Annotated in this window: 18 protein-coding genes; 5 read left to right on the top strand and 13 right to left on the bottom strand. The window is 64.5% G+C overall.

Annotation, left to right across the window (positions count from 1 at the left end; translation table 11 throughout):
• Positions 1–183: 183 nt before the first annotated feature.
• From IPV08_RS01740 to IPV08_RS01730, 3 genes are read right to left on the bottom strand one after another with little or no spacing between them, the layout of a single operon-like run.
• Entirely contained in the window at positions 184–933 is a 750-nt protein-coding gene (locus IPV08_RS01740; RefSeq protein WP_348646057.1) for an ABC transporter permease subunit, read from the bottom strand.
• Positions 921–2,105: an ABC transporter permease subunit gene (locus tag IPV08_RS01735; RefSeq protein WP_207410362.1), complete on the bottom strand. Its 1,185-nt coding sequence runs from the start codon at positions 2,103–2,105 to the stop codon at positions 921–923. Before IPV08_RS01735 ends, IPV08_RS01740 begins: the two co-directional genes overlap by 13 nt.
• Positions 2,102–2,989, bottom strand: coding sequence for a glycine betaine ABC transporter substrate-binding protein (locus IPV08_RS01730; RefSeq protein WP_281435309.1), 888 nt, complete (start codon positions 2,987–2,989; stop codon positions 2,102–2,104). Before IPV08_RS01730 ends, IPV08_RS01735 begins: the two co-directional genes overlap by 4 nt.
• Before the next feature lie 291 nt (positions 2,990–3,280).
• On the opposite strand from IPV08_RS01730, the gene IPV08_RS01725 reads away from it, so the two are divergent.
• Complete coding sequence (locus IPV08_RS01725) at positions 3,281–3,670, top strand: response regulator (protein ID WP_056432242.1); 390 nt, start codon at positions 3,281–3,283, stop codon at positions 3,668–3,670.
• Between the two features lie 166 nt (positions 3,671–3,836).
• On the opposite strand, the gene IPV08_RS01720 is transcribed toward IPV08_RS01725, so the two are convergent.
• The gene (locus tag IPV08_RS01720; RefSeq protein WP_246747715.1) at positions 3,837–4,229 is read right to left on the bottom strand and encodes a YraN family protein; all 393 of its coding nucleotides are present in this window, start codon (positions 4,227–4,229) and stop codon (positions 3,837–3,839) included.
• On the bottom strand, positions 4,216–5,178 hold the full coding sequence (rsmI, locus tag IPV08_RS01715) for a 16S rRNA (cytidine(1402)-2'-O)-methyltransferase (protein ID WP_056432237.1): 963 nt from the start codon (positions 5,176–5,178) through the stop codon (positions 4,216–4,218). The genes IPV08_RS01720 and rsmI overlap by 14 nt, the downstream gene beginning before the upstream one ends.
• Before the next feature lie 139 nt (positions 5,179–5,317).
• On the opposite strand from rsmI, the gene IPV08_RS01710 reads away from it, so the two are divergent.
• Positions 5,318–6,559: a penicillin-binding protein activator gene (locus IPV08_RS01710; protein ID WP_246747714.1), complete on the top strand. Its 1,242-nt coding sequence runs from the start codon at positions 5,318–5,320 to the stop codon at positions 6,557–6,559.
• A gap of 112 nt (positions 6,560–6,671) precedes the next feature.
• Here IPV08_RS01710 and hemW read toward each other — a convergent pair whose 3' ends face one another.
• From hemW to IPV08_RS01690, 4 genes are all read right to left on the bottom strand, one after another.
• Positions 6,672–7,850 carry a radical SAM family heme chaperone HemW gene (gene hemW / locus IPV08_RS01705; RefSeq protein WP_207410359.1) on the bottom strand — a complete coding sequence of 393 codons (1,179 nt, stop codon included), beginning with the start codon at positions 7,848–7,850 and terminating at the stop codon, positions 6,672–6,674.
• 196 nt (positions 7,851–8,046) lie between these two features.
• The gene (gene rdgB / locus IPV08_RS01700; RefSeq protein WP_056432223.1) at positions 8,047–8,682 is read right to left on the bottom strand and encodes an RdgB/HAM1 family non-canonical purine NTP pyrophosphatase; all 636 of its coding nucleotides are present in this window, start codon (positions 8,680–8,682) and stop codon (positions 8,047–8,049) included.
• On the bottom strand, positions 8,679–9,392 hold the full coding sequence (rph, locus tag IPV08_RS01695; protein WP_056432220.1) for a ribonuclease PH: 714 nt from the start codon (positions 9,390–9,392) through the stop codon (positions 8,679–8,681). The genes rdgB and rph overlap by 4 nt, the downstream gene beginning before the upstream one ends.
• 122 nt (positions 9,393–9,514) lie before the next feature.
• On the bottom strand, positions 9,515–9,835 hold the full coding sequence (locus IPV08_RS01690; protein WP_056432217.1) for a hypothetical protein: 321 nt from the start codon (positions 9,833–9,835) through the stop codon (positions 9,515–9,517).
• A 490-nt stretch (positions 9,836–10,325) separates the two neighbouring features.
• Here IPV08_RS01690 and IPV08_RS01685 point away from each other — a divergent pair, with 490 nt between their 5' ends.
• Positions 10,326–11,366, top strand: a complete 1,041-nt coding sequence (locus tag IPV08_RS01685; RefSeq protein ID WP_207410357.1) for a glutamine synthetase beta-grasp domain-containing protein — start codon at positions 10,326–10,328, stop codon at positions 11,364–11,366.
• Between the two features lie 195 nt (positions 11,367–11,561).
• Here IPV08_RS01685 and IPV08_RS01680 read toward each other — a convergent pair whose 3' ends face one another.
• Entirely contained in the window at positions 11,562–12,491 is a 930-nt protein-coding gene (locus tag IPV08_RS01680; RefSeq protein ID WP_082469997.1) for a glutaminase, read from the bottom strand.
• Positions 12,492–12,723: 232 nt separating this feature from the next.
• On the opposite strand from IPV08_RS01680, the gene hrcA reads away from it, so the two are divergent.
• Positions 12,724–13,818, top strand: a complete 1,095-nt coding sequence (gene hrcA, locus IPV08_RS01675) for a heat-inducible transcriptional repressor HrcA (RefSeq protein ID WP_056432208.1) — start codon at positions 12,724–12,726, stop codon at positions 13,816–13,818.
• Between the two features lie 575 nt (positions 13,819–14,393).
• Here hrcA and IPV08_RS25020 read toward each other — a convergent pair.
• Genes IPV08_RS25020 through IPV08_RS25010 form a run of 3 tightly spaced genes read right to left on the bottom strand, consistent with a single transcriptional unit; the run spans position 14,394 to position 15,154 of the window.
• Positions 14,394–14,555: a DUF1236 domain-containing protein gene (locus IPV08_RS25020; protein ID WP_348646056.1), complete on the bottom strand. Its 162-nt coding sequence runs from the start codon at positions 14,553–14,555 to the stop codon at positions 14,394–14,396.
• A 2-nt stretch (positions 14,556–14,557) separates the two neighbouring features.
• Positions 14,558–14,755, bottom strand: coding sequence for a hypothetical protein (locus tag IPV08_RS25015; RefSeq protein ID WP_348646055.1), 198 nt, complete (start codon positions 14,753–14,755; stop codon positions 14,558–14,560).
• Between the two features lie 3 nt (positions 14,756–14,758).
• The gene (locus IPV08_RS25010) at positions 14,759–15,154 is read right to left on the bottom strand and encodes a hypothetical protein (protein WP_348646054.1); all 396 of its coding nucleotides are present in this window, start codon (positions 15,152–15,154) and stop codon (positions 14,759–14,761) included.
• A 416-nt stretch (positions 15,155–15,570) separates the two neighbouring features.
• Between IPV08_RS25010 and IPV08_RS01665 the strand changes: the two genes are divergently transcribed.
• Positions 15,571–16,932 carry an MFS family transporter gene (locus IPV08_RS01665; protein WP_056432202.1) on the top strand — a complete coding sequence of 454 codons (1,362 nt, stop codon included), beginning with the start codon at positions 15,571–15,573 and terminating at the stop codon, positions 16,930–16,932.
• Positions 16,933–17,095 lie beyond the last annotated feature (163 nt).

Here is a 17,095-nt window from a genome sequence, read left to right as displayed (position 1 = left end):
ATCTCGTCGCCTGCGCCAGAAAGCTCCTCACTTACGCAAACACCGTCCTCGCCAGAGACACGCCATGGCAAAAGACTAATGGTTGCTCAGGATGAGGTTAATGCTTGGGACAAACAACTCAAACAGGCTCTGACCCGTCGCCGATTTCATATCGCCGAACCGGTGAGCGTCTTCGAAACCCGCTCAGTGCCGCGCCCGGTCCGCCGAAACCAAACTCGCCAGCCCGAGCAGCACCGCGTCGCAGAGGAAAGCCAGGGCGGCGGTAGCCAGCGCCCCCTGCAGCATCGGCAGGACGTTCTGGTTCTGCAGCCCGGCGACGATGGGCGTGCCGAGGGTGGAGGCTCCCGCCAGGGCTCCCACCGCCGTGGTGGCGATGGCGAGGACGAGGGCTGTGCGCAGGGCATCGACGAGGCCCGGCAGCGCCAGGGGCAGTTCCACCCGGAGCAGGACCTGGATCGGCGTGAAGCCCAAGGCCTCCGCCGCCTCGCGGGCCTCGGGCGAGACCGATTCCAGCGCGCCCACCGTGCCGCGCAGGACCGGCATGATGCCGTAGGCCACAAGGGCCAATAGGGTCGGCGGCCCGCCGAAGCCCAGGATGGGCAGGGCCAGGGCCACCATCACCACCGGCGGCACCGCCTGCGCGGCGGCGGCGATGCCATCGATGCCGCCGCGCAGGGGCGCGGCGACCGCGCGCGTCACCAGGATGCCGAGACCGAGGCCGAGGGCGGCCACCAGGGCGAGCCCGAGCGCGGCGAGGCCGAGATGATGCGTCGCGAGGGCCAGCAATCGCTCGGCGCTCAGGCCCCGTCGCGGCTCCTCGCCGAGGCCGGCCACGATCCAGGCGGCCAGGGAAGGATGGCTCATCGCCGCGAAGATGGCTCCGACCAGGAAGATGCCGAGCGCGGGGCGCAGGCGGCGAATCATGCGTGCCACCTCGACCGGCAGCTTGCCTCCATCGCGCTCAAGGCCGCTTCCGCCGCGAGCGACAGGACGACGATGGGGATGGCGCCGAGGAGGATCAGGTCGGGCGCGAACTGGGCCATGCCGTCGAACACGATCCGCCCGAGGCCGCCTGCGCCGATGAGGGCGCCCAGTGTCGCGAGGCCGAGGCTCTGGACCGTCGCGACCCGCAAGGCTCCCACGAGCACCGGCGCGCCGAGCGGCAGCCTGACCTGCCGCAGGATCTGCCCCCTCGTCAGGCCGATGGCCTCGGCCGCGTCGACAGCGGCGGGGTCGGCGGATCGCAGGGCCGTGCCGATCCCGCGCCAGAGCGGAAGCAGCAGATAGGCGGCGATGCCGATGAGGGCGGGCCATGGCCCCAGCGCCGAGAGGCCGAGATCGCGCAGGGCCGGCACGGCGCGGACCAACCCGGAGACCAGAGCGACGAGGCCGCCGAATAAGGCGACGGCGGGAATCACCTGTATGCCGCTTACGACGAGCCCGACGATTCCCTCCCCCGAGCGCCAGAGCGACAGAAGCACCGCCGCTGGAAGCGCCAGGACGATCGCCCCGCCCGACAGGAGCAGATGCTCGGCGATGGCCTGGTGGAGCGCCTCCCGCCGCCCGGCATATTCCATGACGAGCGACAACCGGTCCAACCCGCCGCCGTGCCACGCCGCGATCAGGATTCCCGCGGCAGCGAGGGCGGCGAGCAGACCGAGACCGCGGATCCGGGCGCGTCCGATGCTGGCTCCGGCGAAGGCCAGGAGGCAGGCCGAGGCCATCCAGAAACCGGAGCCGAGGCTGGCTCTCGCCGCAGTAGGCATGATCGCGAGGCGGCGAGTGGCCTCCGCCCCGAGGCCGAGCAGGAGGAAAGCCCAGGCCGCTGCGAAGAGGCCGACGGCAAGCACACCACCCATGCGTCGGGGCAGCGTCGCGAGAAGGACGAGACCGGCCAGCGACAGGAGCGAGACCAGGCCGATCGACCCATCGCCGAACCCGGACGCAGCCACGGGAGCGCCGGGCAGGAGGCGATTCGGCGCGATATCGAGCAGCGCCATCCGATGGAGGAATGCGATGAGAAGGCCGGCCCCGAAAAGCCCGGCCGATGACGCATGAAAAGCCGCCCGATGGCGGTTCGAACGCGGGTCCGATTCCGCTCTCATCCGATCAGCCCGCGCTCCGTGAGGTCGTCACGTGCGACCTTTTCCGCGATCTCGCCGTCCACGGTGATCCGCGCGTTCAGCCGGCGAAGGGTCGGCGCGTCGAGACCGGCGAAAATGCGGGCCAGGGCCGGACGGATCGCCGGAAATCGCTCCAAACCGGCGGCGCGGATGACCGGCGCGACCTCATAGACGATCTGAGCCGCAGCGGGATCGCTCATCACTACGAGGTCCAGGGCGGAGAGGGCCCCGTCGGTGCCATAGACCATCCCGGCATTGACCCCGCTGATCCGCTGTGCCGCCGCCCGCGCCGTCACCGCCGTATCGCCGCCGGGCAGGCTGATGATGCGGTCGAGGGGCAGGCTGAAACGGTAGGCCGCCTCGAAGGACGGCAAAGCCGCCGGGCTCTCCACGAACTCGGTGGAGGCCGCCAGCAGGATCAGGCCGTCATTCGCCACCTTGGCGAAATCCGCCATCGTGACCAGATGCCGCTCCCGCGCGAAATCGCCGTTGAGGGCGATGAGCCAGGTGTTGTTGGCGGGCGCCCTGGCGAGCCAGACCAGCCCCTTTTCGGCATCGCTCCGCCGGATGGTCTCGTAGGCGTCCTGAGGGATCTTCCAGGCGGGATCGGCCTCGGTGCTGGTGAAGAACGCGCCGTTTCCGGTATATTCCGGGTAGATATCTACGTCGCCGGACAGTAGGGCGCCGCGGACGATCAGGGTCGGGCCGAGGCCGAGCTTGCGCACCACCGGGACGTTGAGATGCTCGAGCGCCAGGGCGATCATCGCCCCCGTGAGCGCTCCCTCCGTATCGCTTTTCGAGGCCACGACGAGGGGCCGCTCAGCTCGGACAGGAGATGCAGCCGCGAAGGGCGCCGCGCCCAGCATTACCAGGGCGCCGCGACGATGAGTGGTCATGAGGCCGCGCCCTCGCTTGCTCCGCATGCCACAGGTATCGGCGATGTGCGTGAAAATGTATCGTCCGATAACATTAACCCGATCCTGAACCGCCGAGGCCACTTTCTGCGCCTTGACACGCCAAGCGGAACGGGCGACGGCTCGACCGTTGCCGCAGGAGCCATACGTCATTCCCGCCACCCCGACGGATGGCAAGCCTGCGAGGCTACGGATGACGGCACCGTTCCGGGCAGGAACGAATCGAAGGGAAGAATCCCCAGCGTGAGTGCTGAACAGAACGACACTCTCCTCGACGGCGCCAGGGTTCTGGTGGTGGAGGACGAAGCGGCCATCTCGATGCTGCTCGAAGACATGCTGCTCGACTTCGGGTGTACCGTAGTCGGTCCCGCTGCGCGTCTTGCGACGGCTTTGGAAATGGCTCGGAACGAGACCTTCGAAGTCGCGATCCTCGACGTCAACGTCGCCGGCGAGCCGATCTATCCGGTGGCCGAAGCGATCACCGAGCGCGACCTGCCCATCGTCTTCTCGACGGGCTACGGCGGCGCGGGGATTCGTGAGCCGTTCCGTGATCGTCTCGTGGTCCAGAAGCCATTCAGCCAGGCCGATCTGAAGCGCACCCTGATCGCTGCCCTCGCGGCAGCGAAGAAATAAGCCTCGGTCGACCTCGCTCGGGCGCTGCTCTTGGCTGATGGCCTCGTGTCAGCAGCGACCGCTCTTCCAGAGAGTACAGCGGCGCCTGCAGCCCTGCCCCATCAAGCTCGCGGGCGGGTCCGGACACGACACAACTCCGTCCTCGGATGGAGGGTTACCTCTCGGCTCAGAGTCCCTCGATCGTGAAGGCGTCAGGGAGATGGCGCGGCCAAGTCCTTGGCGCAACGAACACCGCATCCGCCCTGAACGTCATCCCCCCGTAGCGGGGATTGCGCGTGATCCAGGCACGCACGGCGCGGGAAAACCGGGCACGTTTCTTCGCATCGATAGCGACCAGGGCAGTCTCGAGATTCGCCCTTGCCTTCACCTCTACGAAAGCAACGGTGTCGCCCCGGCGTAGGACCAGGTCGATCTCGCCGCCATTCGCGCTGAAGCGCCGGGCCAGAGGGCGATAGCCTTTCATGATCATGGCGAGGAGGGCCAAGGTCTCGCCGGACTGGCCGCGCAGGTAGGTGGCGCGCCGCCGTCCTTTCGCATTGAGGAGCTTAGACGTCCGCATCGGTACGTCTGGCGAGGACGAGGGCCCGGGCATAGACGACCCGGCGGGGCTGGCCGGTGGCATCGGCCACGAGAGCAGCGGCATCCTTAATCGAGTGACGCGAAAGCGCTGCCTCGATCGCCGCATCGAGACCGGCCTCGACCTCCTCCTCCGGCGGTTCTTCCGGGTTGGTCCCGATCACCACTACCACCTCGCCCTTGGGAGCCCCCTCCTCTGTGAAGGTCTCGGCCAGGGTCGCGAGGGTGCCGCGCCGGATCGTCTCGTAGAGCTTGGTCAGTTCGCGGGCGACCGCCGCGGGCCGGCTCCCTCCGAGGATCGCGGCGGCATCCACCAGCATTTCGGGCAGGCGGTGGGGTGATTCGAACAGGACCAGTGTTCCGGGGATCTGCCCGAGCGCCGCCAGGCGATTGCGCCGGGCACCGGATTTCTGCGGCAGGAAGCCTTCGAAAAAAAACCGGTCGGTGGGCAGGCCCGCCGCGACGATGGCGGTCATCACCGCCGATGGACCGGGGATAGGCGTCACCGCAATACCCGCCTCGATGGCGGCCTGAACAAGCTTGAAACCCGGATCCGACACCAGCGGCGTCCCGGCATCCGAGACCAGGGCCAAGGCTTCGCCGTTTTGCATCCGTGCGATCATCCGCTCGCGGACAGCCGCGTTGGAATGCTCGTGATAGGCGACCAGCGGCGTCGTGATGCCGTAATGCATCAACAGCGTGCGGGTGACGCGGGTGTCTTCGGCGAGCACCGTATCAGCCGCCGCCAGAGTCGCGAGCGCGCGGAACGACACATCCTTGAGGTTGCCGATCGGGGTCGCCACCACGTGCAGGCCAGGGTCGAGCGGTTCCGCCTCTGCCGCAAGGCCGAAGGCGGTGAAGGTCGAGATGGGCTTGGCCGGATCGTGGACAGCCCTGGAGCGGCGCGTCCGATTGTCGATTCTCTGAGTCATGAGGCAGACATTGCCACGGGGACACGGGCCGGAGGAATGCCTGCACCGGGGGTGTCGCGACATTTACTTTTGTCGTTCAGGCTTTAACCGTGCGCGCATCGGGCGTGAGATGCGGATCGGCGACGAGGAGTACCGTGCAATGGAGAAAAGCCTTGCAAGGGGCCACCGTCCGGCAATGCCCGTTTGGGCGATGGCGGCGGCGATTCTTCTGCTCGCCGGGGGGCTCAGCGGCTGCATCGGCGGCCCCGATGGCGGCCCACGCGCTACGAAAGCCTCTCCTACCCCGGATATTGCCGCCGCGGGCGATCCGCAGGCGCCGTCACCGGGCGCGATGAAGATCGGCACGGGTTCGGTCAAGATCGCCCTCATCCTGCCCCTGTCCGGTCCCGGTGCGACCGTCGGAACGGCCCTCCGCAATGCGGCGGAACTCGCGGTCGAGGATTTCCAAAAGCCCGACCTGCAGATTTTGGTGAAGGACGATCGCGGATCGCCCGATGGCGCACGCGAGGCGGCCCAGGCCGCCCTATCCGAGGGCGCCGAACTGGTGCTCGGCCCCCTGTTTGCGGCCAATGTCCAGGCGGCTGCCGGCGTCACGCGCGCGGCGGGCAAGCCGATCATCGCCTTTTCCACCGATGCGAGCGTCGCGGCACGTAGTGTCTATCTCCTCAGTTTCCTGCCGCAGACCGAGGTGGACCGGGTAGTCGACGAGGCGGTGGCGGCCGGGCGACGCTCCTTCGCCGCGCTGATTCCCGAGAGCAGCTACGGCAATGCCGTCGAGGCACAATTCCGTGAGGCGGTGGCCAGAAAGGGTGCTCGGCTGGTGGGAATCGAGCGATATGCGCCTGGCGCGCCAGCTCCAGCTATTTCGCGCCTTGCGGGCCTCATCAATGGTCCTGGCGCTCAGGCTGACGCCCTGTTCCTGCCGGAAAGCCCGGAAGGCTTGGCCATCGTCGCACCGGCCCTCGCCAAGGCGGGATTTTCTCCCAGCCGAGTGAAGCCCATCGGCACGGCGGTGTGGAACGACCCGCGCCTTTTCGCCCTGCCCGCCCTGCAGGGCGGCTGGTTCGCAGCGGCCGATTCGAAGGGATTCAGCGATTTCTCACAGCGCTATCAGGCGCGGTTCGGCTCTGCACCTCCGCGTGTGGCGACGCTGGCCTACGACGCTGTCTCGCTCATGGCAGCGCTGTCGCGGCAATATGGATCTCAGCGCTTCGCCGACGCGACGCTGACGACGCAGGCCGGCTTCTCGGGGATCGACGGCACCTTCCGCTTCCGGCCGGAGGGGGTAAGCGATAGGGCTCTAGCCATCTACGAAATCCGCAGCGGCGCACCGGCTATCGTGAGCCCGGCCCCGCGCACGCTCGGCCCCTCTGGCACCTGATCCGGCTTGCGCTGTCAGTTATGGTCGAGAAAGGCTGCGCAGAAGGTAGCACTGGCCGGCCATGCACCCTGGTCAATGTGATAGATCATGAGCAAGCGGACGGGGGCCAGCATCAGGCAGCGAGTTCCGCCACCACGGCGTTGAGAACCGGCGCACCGCGCGGGGTCGCGGCGATGCGGCCTCCGTCCAGGCGGGCGACGAGCCCGTCGCCGATCAGAGCCTCGACACGCGCCGCATCGATGGGACGGCCTTTCAGCATCGCGTAACGGTCGGGGTCGACGCCCTCCTTGAGGCGCAGACCCATCATAAGGAACTCATCGCCCTGGTCGGCAAACGAGAGTGCTTCGGTCTCGATGATGCCGTGACCGTTGCGCTCGACCCGAGCAAGCCACGCCTCCGGCGCCCGCTCAGTGACGGTGCCGATCCGCCCTTCTTCCGTCACGAGCCGGCCATGCGCGCCCGGACCGATGCCGGCATACTCGCCGTAGCGCCAGTACAAGAGGTTATGACGCGATTGCGCGCCGGGGCGAGCGTGATTGGAAATCTCGTAGGATGGGAGGCCCGCGGCGTCGCATACCTCCTGCGTCACGTCATAGAGCGCCCTCGCCACGTCGTTGTCCGGTGGGACAAGCTTGCCGGCCGCATGCAGGCCGAAGAACGGGGTGCCGGGCTCGATGGTGAGTTGGTAGAGGGACAGGTGCTCCGCCGCCCGCGCGATGGCCTCCTTCAACTCGGCCCGCCACGCCGATGCGCTCTGGTTCGGCCGCGCATAGATGAGATCGAAGGAGTAGCGTTCGAAGTGGGCAGCCGCCGTCTGCACCGCCGACATTGCCTCCGCGGCCGTATGGAGGCGCCCCAGCGCTTTCAGGGAGATGTCGTCCATGGCTTGGACACCGAGCGAGACACGGTTCACCCCCGCGGCCCGATAGCCGCGAAAGCGACCGGCCTCGACGCTCGTGGGATTGGCCTCCAGCGTGACCTCGATATCGGGGGCCGCCCCCCAGGCATCGTCAATGGCCTCGAGAAGCCCCGCCACGGTTGACGGCTGCATGAGGGACGGCGTGCCGCCGCCGAGGAAGATGCTGGAAACCGTGCGGCCCGGAACGCGCGCCGCGACATGGGCGATCTCGGTCCGGAATGCCGCCAGGAAACGTCCTTCATCCACCGGGGCATGGCGGACATGGCTATTGAAGTCGCAATAGGGGCATTTCGAAGCGCAGAAAGGCCAATGGACATAGATTCCGAACCCGGCGTCGTGGGTCGGGTGGTCCGGTCCTGAAGAGTCGGTCATTCAACGGATGTGCGCGCGGATGACAGTTTTGGCAATGGTGCCGGAGACATCCCGCGCCCAGCCTACGCCCCCTTCTTGGATTCATCCGTCACAAGAAGGTCTCGGTGAGAGACCGTTGCGGCCGTCGATGAATCCACCTGCTCCCGTCGGCACGACTGAGATCAGGGTCATCCAATCTCAATCTAGACGAGACCGGTCAGACCGGACGCTGCAGGCAACTTTGGGCCAGCAGCACGAAGGCCCGTGCCCGGTGCGACAGCGCATTTCCGCTCTGCCAATCGACACCGTGCTTCTCCTCTGAGGAGATCTCACCGAAGGTTCGGTCGTAGCCGTCGGGCAGGAACATCGGGTCGTAGCCAAAGCCTTGTGAGCCGCGCGGCTCTACAAGATCGCCGAAGACGCGGCCTTCGAACGTTTCGGTGTGGCCATCGGGCCAAGCGATGACGAGGGCCGAGACAAAATGAGCCCGGCGGGTCGTGGCTCCGCGCTTGTCGAGCTCGGCCGCGATGCGAGCCATCGCACTGGAGAAGTCTTTGCTCGACCCCGCCCAGCGGGCGGAGAACAGTCCGGGTGCGCCATCGAGGGCGTTGACGCAAAGTCCGGAATCGTCAGCGAAGGCGGGCAGGCCCGAAGCCTGCGCCGCAGCGATAGCCTTGATCGCTGCGTTCTCCGCGAACATCGTCCCGGTCTCCTCGGGCTCCGGCAAGCCGAGTTCGCCGGCAGAGACGGCCTCGACACCGAAGGGCATCAGCAGCTCACGCATCTCCACGAGCTTGCCGGCATTATGAGTGGCGATGACAACTCGCCCGGTGAGAATGCGCGGCGCGCTCATGCGATCGCCTGCTTCTGAAGGGCGACGAGTTGCTCGACGCCGCCGCGGGCTAGGCGCAGCAACTCGATGAGTTCGGCTTCCGAAAAGGGCTTTCCCTCGGCGGTGCCCTGCACCTCCACGAGGCCGCCGGAGCCGGTCATGACGAAGTTCGCATCGGTCTCGGCGGCCGAATCCTCGGCGTATTCGAGATCCAACACGGGGGTGCCTTTGTAGATGCCGCAGGAAATCGCGGCGACATGCTCACGTAGGGGATCGACGGAAATGATGGAGCGCCCGCGCATCCAGGTGAAACAATCATGCAGGGCGATCCAAGCGCCCGTGATCGCGGCAGTGCGAGTGCCGCCATCCGCTTGAATCACATCGCAATCCACGGTGATCTGTCGCTCGCCGATGGCGGGAAGATTGGTGACGGCGCGGAGCGAGCGGCCAATCAGCCGTTGGATTTCCTGCGTCCGTCCGGAGGGCTTGCCGGAATTTACCTCACGGCGGGTACGTTCATGGGTAGCGCGGGGGAGCATGGAGTACTCGGCGGTGACCCAGCCCTTTCCCGAGCCGCGCAGCCATGGCGGACCGCGCTCTTCGAGGGAGGCGGTGCAAAGAACTTTCGTTTGACCGAACGTCACGAGGCACGAACCCTCGGCATAACGGGCGACGGAGCGCTCCAGAGTCACGTTGCGCAATTCGTCGTTCGCGCGCTTCGAGGGCCGCATGGGCACTCTCCTTGGTCGGGTTCCGGGATGGTCGTCCGGGCTCTTAGGCCGCGGTCCGGCTACCGGCAAGCGCAACGAGGTAAGGTAGGGGCGCGCCTCGCGGCGCACCCCAAACGCGGGCCTCAGTAGCGGTAGAAGCGGCGGTGATGATGGCCGAAATGGCGGCGGTGATGGTGATGACCGAAGCGACGACCGTAATGATGGCCGAAATGGCGACCGCGATGATGGCCGAAATGGCGGCGATGATGCCGGCCGTGGTGGCGCCAGTGGCCGCCGCCGTATTGAACCTCGGTGGCGGCCGCGTTCGCCGCGCCGGCGACTTCGCTGGATACCGCCATCGGCGCGGCTTCAGCACCACGGGGCGTTCCCAGGATCATCGCGCCCACCAGGGCGACCACGATGGCGAAGGTCTTCGCCATGGCGGACAGGGTTGGGTTCTTCATCAGGACGGGCTCCGTTTGACAGATATTTGTTTCGTCGACCGCTGGGTGCGGATGCGGTGCAACGCATCTCCGACGGAAAACGACGCACGACCTGGGGAGATTATATATTTTTTGTTTCGGGATTAAGCAGGGGCCGATCAGAATGAGGCTTTTATTCCTTTAAATTCGTCGAGCCTCCATCCTCGCTCGACAGAATGCGCAGGAATGAGCGAGCGGTGATCGTCCCTACGCCCGCTAGATTCATAACCCGAACTCGTTGCTCTCCCATTCGGGTGCCTCAGGTTTGCAGGTGCACAGCATATTCCAGACCGTCGTCCCTGCCATGTCACTATCTCTCATCGCCCACGCTCTCCGCGGAACGCACACCCATCAACCGTCCGTGCAAGTCATTGGCATGAGATATGCTAATGGCGAATCCGGCTACGAACGGCCGCGAACGATGTGAGGGGAAACCCGGCTGTCGGATCGCTTGAGGTACGAGAGGCTCGAAATGACGAAATATAAACTCGAGTATCTATGGCTCGATGGATACACGCCGGTGCCGAACCTGCGTGGCAAGACCCAGATCAAGGAATTCGATGGCTTCCCGACCCTTGAGCAGCTTCCGCTGTGGGGCTTCGATGGCAGCTCGACGATGCAGGCCGAGGGCGGCAGCTCCGACTGTATGCTGAAGCCTGTGCGCCACTTCCCCGATAGCACTCGCAAGAATGGCGTCCTCGTTCTCTGTGAAGTGATGATGCCGGACGGCGTCACCCCGCACGTCTCGAACAAGCGCGCAACCATCCTCGATGATGACGGCGCCTGGTTCGGCTTCGAGCAAGAGTATTTCTTCTACAAGGACGGACGCCCCCTCGGCTTCCCCGCCACCGGCTACCCTGCCCCGCAGGGTCCCTATTATTGTGGCGTCGGCTATAAGGAAGTCGGCAGCATCGCTCGCAAGATCGTCGAGGAACATCTCGACCTGTGCCTCGATGCCGGCATCAACCACGAGGGCATCAACGCCGAGGTGGCCAAGGGCCAGTGGGAATTCCAGATCTTCGGCAAGGGCTCCAAGAAAGCCGCCGACGAGATGTGGGTCGCCCGCTACCTTCTCCAGCGCCTGTGCGAGACCTACGAGATCGATGTCGAGTACCATTGCAAGCCGCTCGGTGCGACGGATTGGAACGGCTCCGGCATGCACGCGAACTTCTCTACGGAGCACCTGCGCACGGTGGGCGGCAAGGCCTATTTCGAAGCGCTCATGGCAGCGTTCAAGGAAAACCTGGACGACCACATCGCGGTCTACGGGCCTGACAACCACATGCGGTTGACCGGCAAGCACGAGACCGCTGCGATCGACGAGTTCAGCTATGGCGTCGCCGATCGTGGTGCCTCGATCCGGGTGCCCCACAGCTTCGTCAACAATGAGTACAAGGGCTACTTGGAAGACCGCCGTCCCAACAGCCAGGGGGACCCCTACCAGATCGCCTCGCAGATCCTGAAGACGATCGCGACGGTTTCCACCGCCGACGAGGCGAAAGTCGCCGCCTAAATATAAGGCACAGAAGTAGGGCTTTTGCGCCAATTATAATCGATGTCTGCCGCAGGGTCTGCGGCAGGCATTCTTTTTTGCTCATTTGGAAGGCAAGCGGGTCTCAATGAGGGGGTCGCTTGGCTACCTCGGTGCAAGACGCTTCTTCTCGCCTACATCACGATGGGGCGTAGGGGATTACCGTCCCTACTGAGTTCACGCGCCGAAGATCGACCAGCCAAGGCGCCGAGTGAGCATCTCGAGGGCGATCCGGCCGAGGTGCGAATTACCGGATGCGTCGAGGCCCGGCGACCATACCGCGATCGACGCTTTTTCGGGGGCCACCGCGATAATTCCGCCGCCGACGCCACTTTTGCCGGGAAGGCCAACACGATAAGCGAATTCGCCGGACCCGTCGTAATGACCGCAAGTCAGCATGACTGCGTTGATACGCTTGGCGCGTTCCGGCGAGACCACAGAATGCCCGGTGAGAGGGTTGCGGCCGGAATGAGCGAGGAAGCGGCTCGCCGTGGCTAGCTGTCGGCACGACATGCCGATGGCGCAATGATGGAAATAAACACCCAGGGTGAAATCGACCGGGTTATCGATATTACCGAAGGATTTCATGTAGTTGGCAAGCGCGATATTACGGAAACCCGTGCGCAGCTCGGAGGCGGCCACCGCCTCGTCAATGGTAATGGTCGGGTCCTGGGCGAGGAACTGCATGAAGCGCAGGATTTCACCGAGCGCTTCCCGGGGCTGGTGGCCCGACAGTATCGTGTCGGTCACCGCGATGGCACCGGCATTGATGAATGGATTGCGGGGGATGCCGCGCTCACGCTCGAGCTGGACAATGGAGTTGAAAGGACTGCCGGACGGCTCGCGACCGACTCGGCGCCAGAGCCGATCTCCCGCCATGCCGAGGGCCAGAGTCAGCGTGAACACCTTCGAGATGCTTTGGATCGAGAATGAAGTGTCGCTGTCACCTCCCGCCGCCACATGCCCGTCAGCATCGATGACGACGATTCCGAAGGCCTTCGGATCGACACGGGCGAGTTCCGGGATGTAGGTGGCGACCTCACCTCGGTCTGGCCGGTCAGCCATCTCTTCGGCGATTTCTCTGACGACGGTATCAAGGTCGGGCACGGCGTCGCTCATCTGCGAGGAAACGGGTATCGATGCGAGGCAAGACGGAACCCGCATGCTTCCGCCACGGCGCCATCCGACAGATGGCGGAGTTTCGCGGCCGGCCGCACCGCGACGCAAAGGGCATTCCTTTTGGACGAAGCGGATTGCCATAGAACAACGTCGATGCCGCGGGCCTAGAGGTTGTGCGCGAGGGCAGAGCCGGACACAATCGCCGCTCAGGAAGAACCCATTGAACGATCGCCCCCGCCCCTTCTCTTCTCAGCAGCTTCAGCCCCTCGCGGCGCTAAACGAGCGCACACGCGAGATCTTTCGGCAGATCGTGGAGAGCTACCTCACGACGGGCGAACCAGTAGGATCGCGAAACCTCGCGCGCATCCTGCCCATGGCGCTGTCGCCGGCCTCGATCCGCAATGTCATGGCGGATCTGGAGCATTCTGGCCTGATCTTCGCGCCTCACACATCCGCCGGCCGACTTCCGACGGAAATGGGCCTGCGCTTCTTTGTCGATGCCATGCTGGAGATCGGCGATGTCGGGCGCGAGGAGCAGGAGCGGATCGAGGCCCAGATGCGTGCCGCCGCATCTGGCCACACATTCGAAAGCGCCTTGGCCGAGGCCTCGACGCTGCTGTCCGGAATTTCCCGGGGAGCAGGCGTCGTGCTCACCACTAAGACAAACGTGCACCTGAAACACATCGAATTCGTCCGGCTCGATCCAGCCCGCGCCCTCGTCGTACTGGTGTCGGATGACGGTTCGGTGGAGAACCGCCTCCTGGATCTGCCCCCGGGCCTTCCGGCCAGCGCCCTGCAGGAAGCCTCCAACTACCTCAATGCCCGCCTTCATGGACGCACGCTGGGAGGCTTGCGCGCCGAGATCGAAGCCGGCCGCGAGGCGATGAAGCGCGAACTAGACGTCATTACCGAGCGCCTGGTGGATGCGGGCCTAGCCACCACCGTCGGGCCCTCCGACGCACGTCAATTAATCGTGCGCGGCCAAGCCAACCTTCTCGACGACTTGCGCGCGGTGGAGGATCTCGAGCGCATCCGCCTACTCTTCAACGACCTTGAAACACAGAAGGATGTGATCGAACTGCTCTCCCGCGCCGAGGGCGGAGAAGGAGTGCGCATCTTCATCGGCTCAGAGAATAAACTGTTCTCGCTTTCCGGCTCGTCGATGATCGCCGCACCTTTCCGGGACGGTTCTCAGAAAATCGTCGGCGTCGTTGGTGTCATCGGCCCGACGAGACTTAACTACGCGCGGATCGTGCCGATGGTGGATTACACTGCTCGGGTAGTCTCGAAGATGCTCGACCGCAACGGGCGCTGAGCGTCATTGCGTTCATCTCACCGGACAAGACTTCGCTTCTCCAAGAAAGCTCTGCCACGACTTGAAGGAAACTGAACCAATGGTCGACGACGCCCCGGCTTCGGGGATTAATGTCGAGACACTGGTGACCTTTATTCGAAGCTCGGCACATAAGTAGCCAACGGCCTGCTGAAAGGCCCTGACTTAGCTGCCCTCCTGCCGGAAAGCGAAACTCGCTGCGATCACTCGCATAGAAGTCTCAGTCTTTCACCTCGCTGTGATCTTGCCACGCGCCCGCGTCAGGCGCAGCCTGAGAATAACGCTCTCAACCTAGCCTGTTGCACTCATGCGGCACTGCAGAGTTTAATAAGAGGAAGAGGCCCAACCTCGCAGGTCGTTTGATACGCGGACAAAACATAAGCCCTTGCCTGAAACCATCTAGGCTCCGGATCGCTGATGACAGCTTATCCGGAGCCTGGAGTCTCTTCTCACGTCACCACTTCGATCCGGCAAAGCATCACACGCTACGGTTCACAATTCGACAGCGTATGCGCTTCGCCAGAGGAAGTTCCCCTCGAGGACACCACAGATGAAGATCAGCCGCGGATGACGTCCACGATCTCATAGGTGTCCGGGTCGACGATGACGATGTCGTCGTCGACGAGCACGTATCGATAATCCTCGTATTCGGGCACGATCTGCACGATGTCAGGCGGCAGGTCGTAGAGAGTGTAGCTTCGGGCGATTGCAGTCCCCACCGTCAGAGCGAAAGCACCAGCGGCGAGACGGGGGATCCCGCGACGAAGTACGCTCTGGCGAAATTCTGTACGCTGCGGAGCACCCAGTCGGCCATAAGCCCCGCGCACGGCGCCGCTATCGCCTCGGCCCGCACGATCTCGACGCCCGGCTCGATCACCCCGGTCGCTGTCGCTCCTCTCGCCACGATCCGCTTTGCCATCCTTCAGGCCGCGATCGGCCTTGCCGCTTCCGTCCATCCGATCATTACGATCGGCCTTGCCGTCTCGATCAGTCTTGCCGTCTCGATCCGGCCGGGCTGCGGGATCGCTCCTGCTGCCAGCACTCGGACGTTCGCCCTGCTCCATGCGGCCATTTCGTTCGCCGCCAGCATCACCGCCTCGCTCCATTCCAGCCGCGCCGCCGCGATCCCCCGAGGCACCACCGCGTTCCACACCACCTGCGGCTCCACCACGCTCGGCTCCGCCGCCACCGGCGCCCCGCATGCCGGCGCCACCAGCCGATCCGGCACCACCTGCGCCACCGCCGGGCGCACCGGCGCCTGCCGCTGCGCCGCCACCCGCACCGCCACCTGCTCCAGGCCCACCTTGGGCGAAAGCACTCGCCGCACCGACGACGAGAACGGCAGCCGTCACCGTACTCCGCAAGAGCTTGCTCATGTCAGTCAGTCCATCTCTTGGTTGATTGCTGACGCCACGCGGCGCCGACGCGAAGCCGAAACGGAAAGACTGCCAAAACCGTTCCGCGATTTAAAACTACTTCCGACGTCGTCATCACACTGCACAGGCAACCTAAGCCCAAGCTTCACGGTAACGGACTTCCATGTATTTCCACTTGGAGAAGACGATGACGTACCTTTGCCATGGCGGGAAGGGCGACGGGGATGAGGGAATGGATGACATTTGCAGCCTGCTGTAGGAAAGCCGCGTTGAGGCGCTTGTGAATTCTCCATCGCCGCTTAACGTCGCCGACCAAGAGGCCCAGGTAGGGCCCCGACAAGGATGGTAGGGAGTGCCCATGTCCGACGCTATCGCGATCGATCCTTCGAAGCCTGACGATCCGGAAGACCGCCGTCGGCGGATATTCGCCATCGTGGGCTCGTCGTCGGGTAATCTCGTCGAGTGGTTCGACTTTTATTGCTACGCCTTCTTTGCCCTCTATTTTGCGCCGGTCTTCTTTCCCGAAGGCGACGATACCAGTCAGCTCCTGAAATCCGCCGCCGTGTTCGCGGTCGGATTCTTCATGCGCCCCATCGGTGGTTGGTTGTTCGGCCGTATCGCCGATCGCCTTGGCCGCAAGACCTCGATGATGATCTCGGTGCTGATGATGTGCGGCGGATCGCTCATGATCGCCGTGCTGCCGACCTATGCCAGTGTGGGGCACTGGGCTCCCGCCCTGCTCCTGCTCGCACGTATGATCCAGGGCCTTTCCGTGGGCGGCGAGTACGGCACCAGCGCCACCTACATGAGCGAGGTCGCCCTGAAGGGTCAGCGTGGATTCTTCGCCTCGTTCCAGTACGTTACCCTAATCGGCGGACAGCTTCTGGCCTCGCTGGTGCTGATCATTCTGCAGAGCTTCCTCACCGCCCAGCAGCTCACTGCCTGGGGCTGGCGCATCCCGTTCTTCATCGGTGCGATGGCGGCCGTGGTGGCGCTGTTCCTACGTTCGTCACTCGCGGAGACGGCGACCAAAGAGGACATGGCCTCGAAGGAATCGGGGACCTTTTCGGCCCTTTTCAAGCATTGGCGGGCGTTCTGCGTGGTACTCGCCTACACCGCCGGCGGCTCCTTGAGCTTCTATACTTTCACCACCTACATGCCGAAATATCTCTTCAACACGGCGCATATCGACAAGATCACCGCATCGCAGATCTCCACTGCGGCGCTCCTCGTCTACATGGTGATCCAGCCCTTCTTCGGCTGGCTTTCGGATAGGATCGGCCGCAAGACCAACATGCTGCTCTATAGCGGGCTCGGCACGCTGATGGTGGTGCCGCTAATGACGGCGATCGGCTCCACTACGAACCCCTACCTCTCGTTCGGCCTGATCATGATCGGTCTCACGGTGATCAGCTTCTACACAGGCATCAGCGGCATTGTGAAAGCAGAGCTGTTCCCGACCCAGGTCCGGGCGCTGGGGGTCGGCCTCTCCTACGCGGTGGCGAACTCGATCTTCGGTGGCACGGCGGAGGCGGTAGCCCTGTATTTGAAGCAGATCGGCTCGGAAAGCAGCTTCTTCTGGTACGTCACGGCGATGCTCGCCATCGCCTTCATCGGCTCGCTGATCATGCCGAACCCCAAGCGCCACGGTTATCTCGACGGTGACGGCACGGTGGAAGAGGCGCTGATGCGCAAGTCACGCCGGGCGCTGCCCGCCTAAATTGCCGCTTTGTCGAAAGGTCAAACGCACGCGGTGTTCGCTCGCCGCGTGCGTCTTCATAAATGCCGCACAGCGACCGTGATCCGGTTCAGGTGATATCGTCGGTGACTATTTCCGATGCAGTGCGAGTCAGTCGGGCATGCGCGTGATTTGGCCCTTCGCA

It is taken from the genome of Methylobacterium sp. SD274 (assembly GCF_017355285.1).
GTDB lineage: Bacteria > Pseudomonadota > Alphaproteobacteria > Rhizobiales > Beijerinckiaceae > Methylobacterium.
This window is presented reverse-complemented; position numbering and strand designations above follow the sequence as displayed.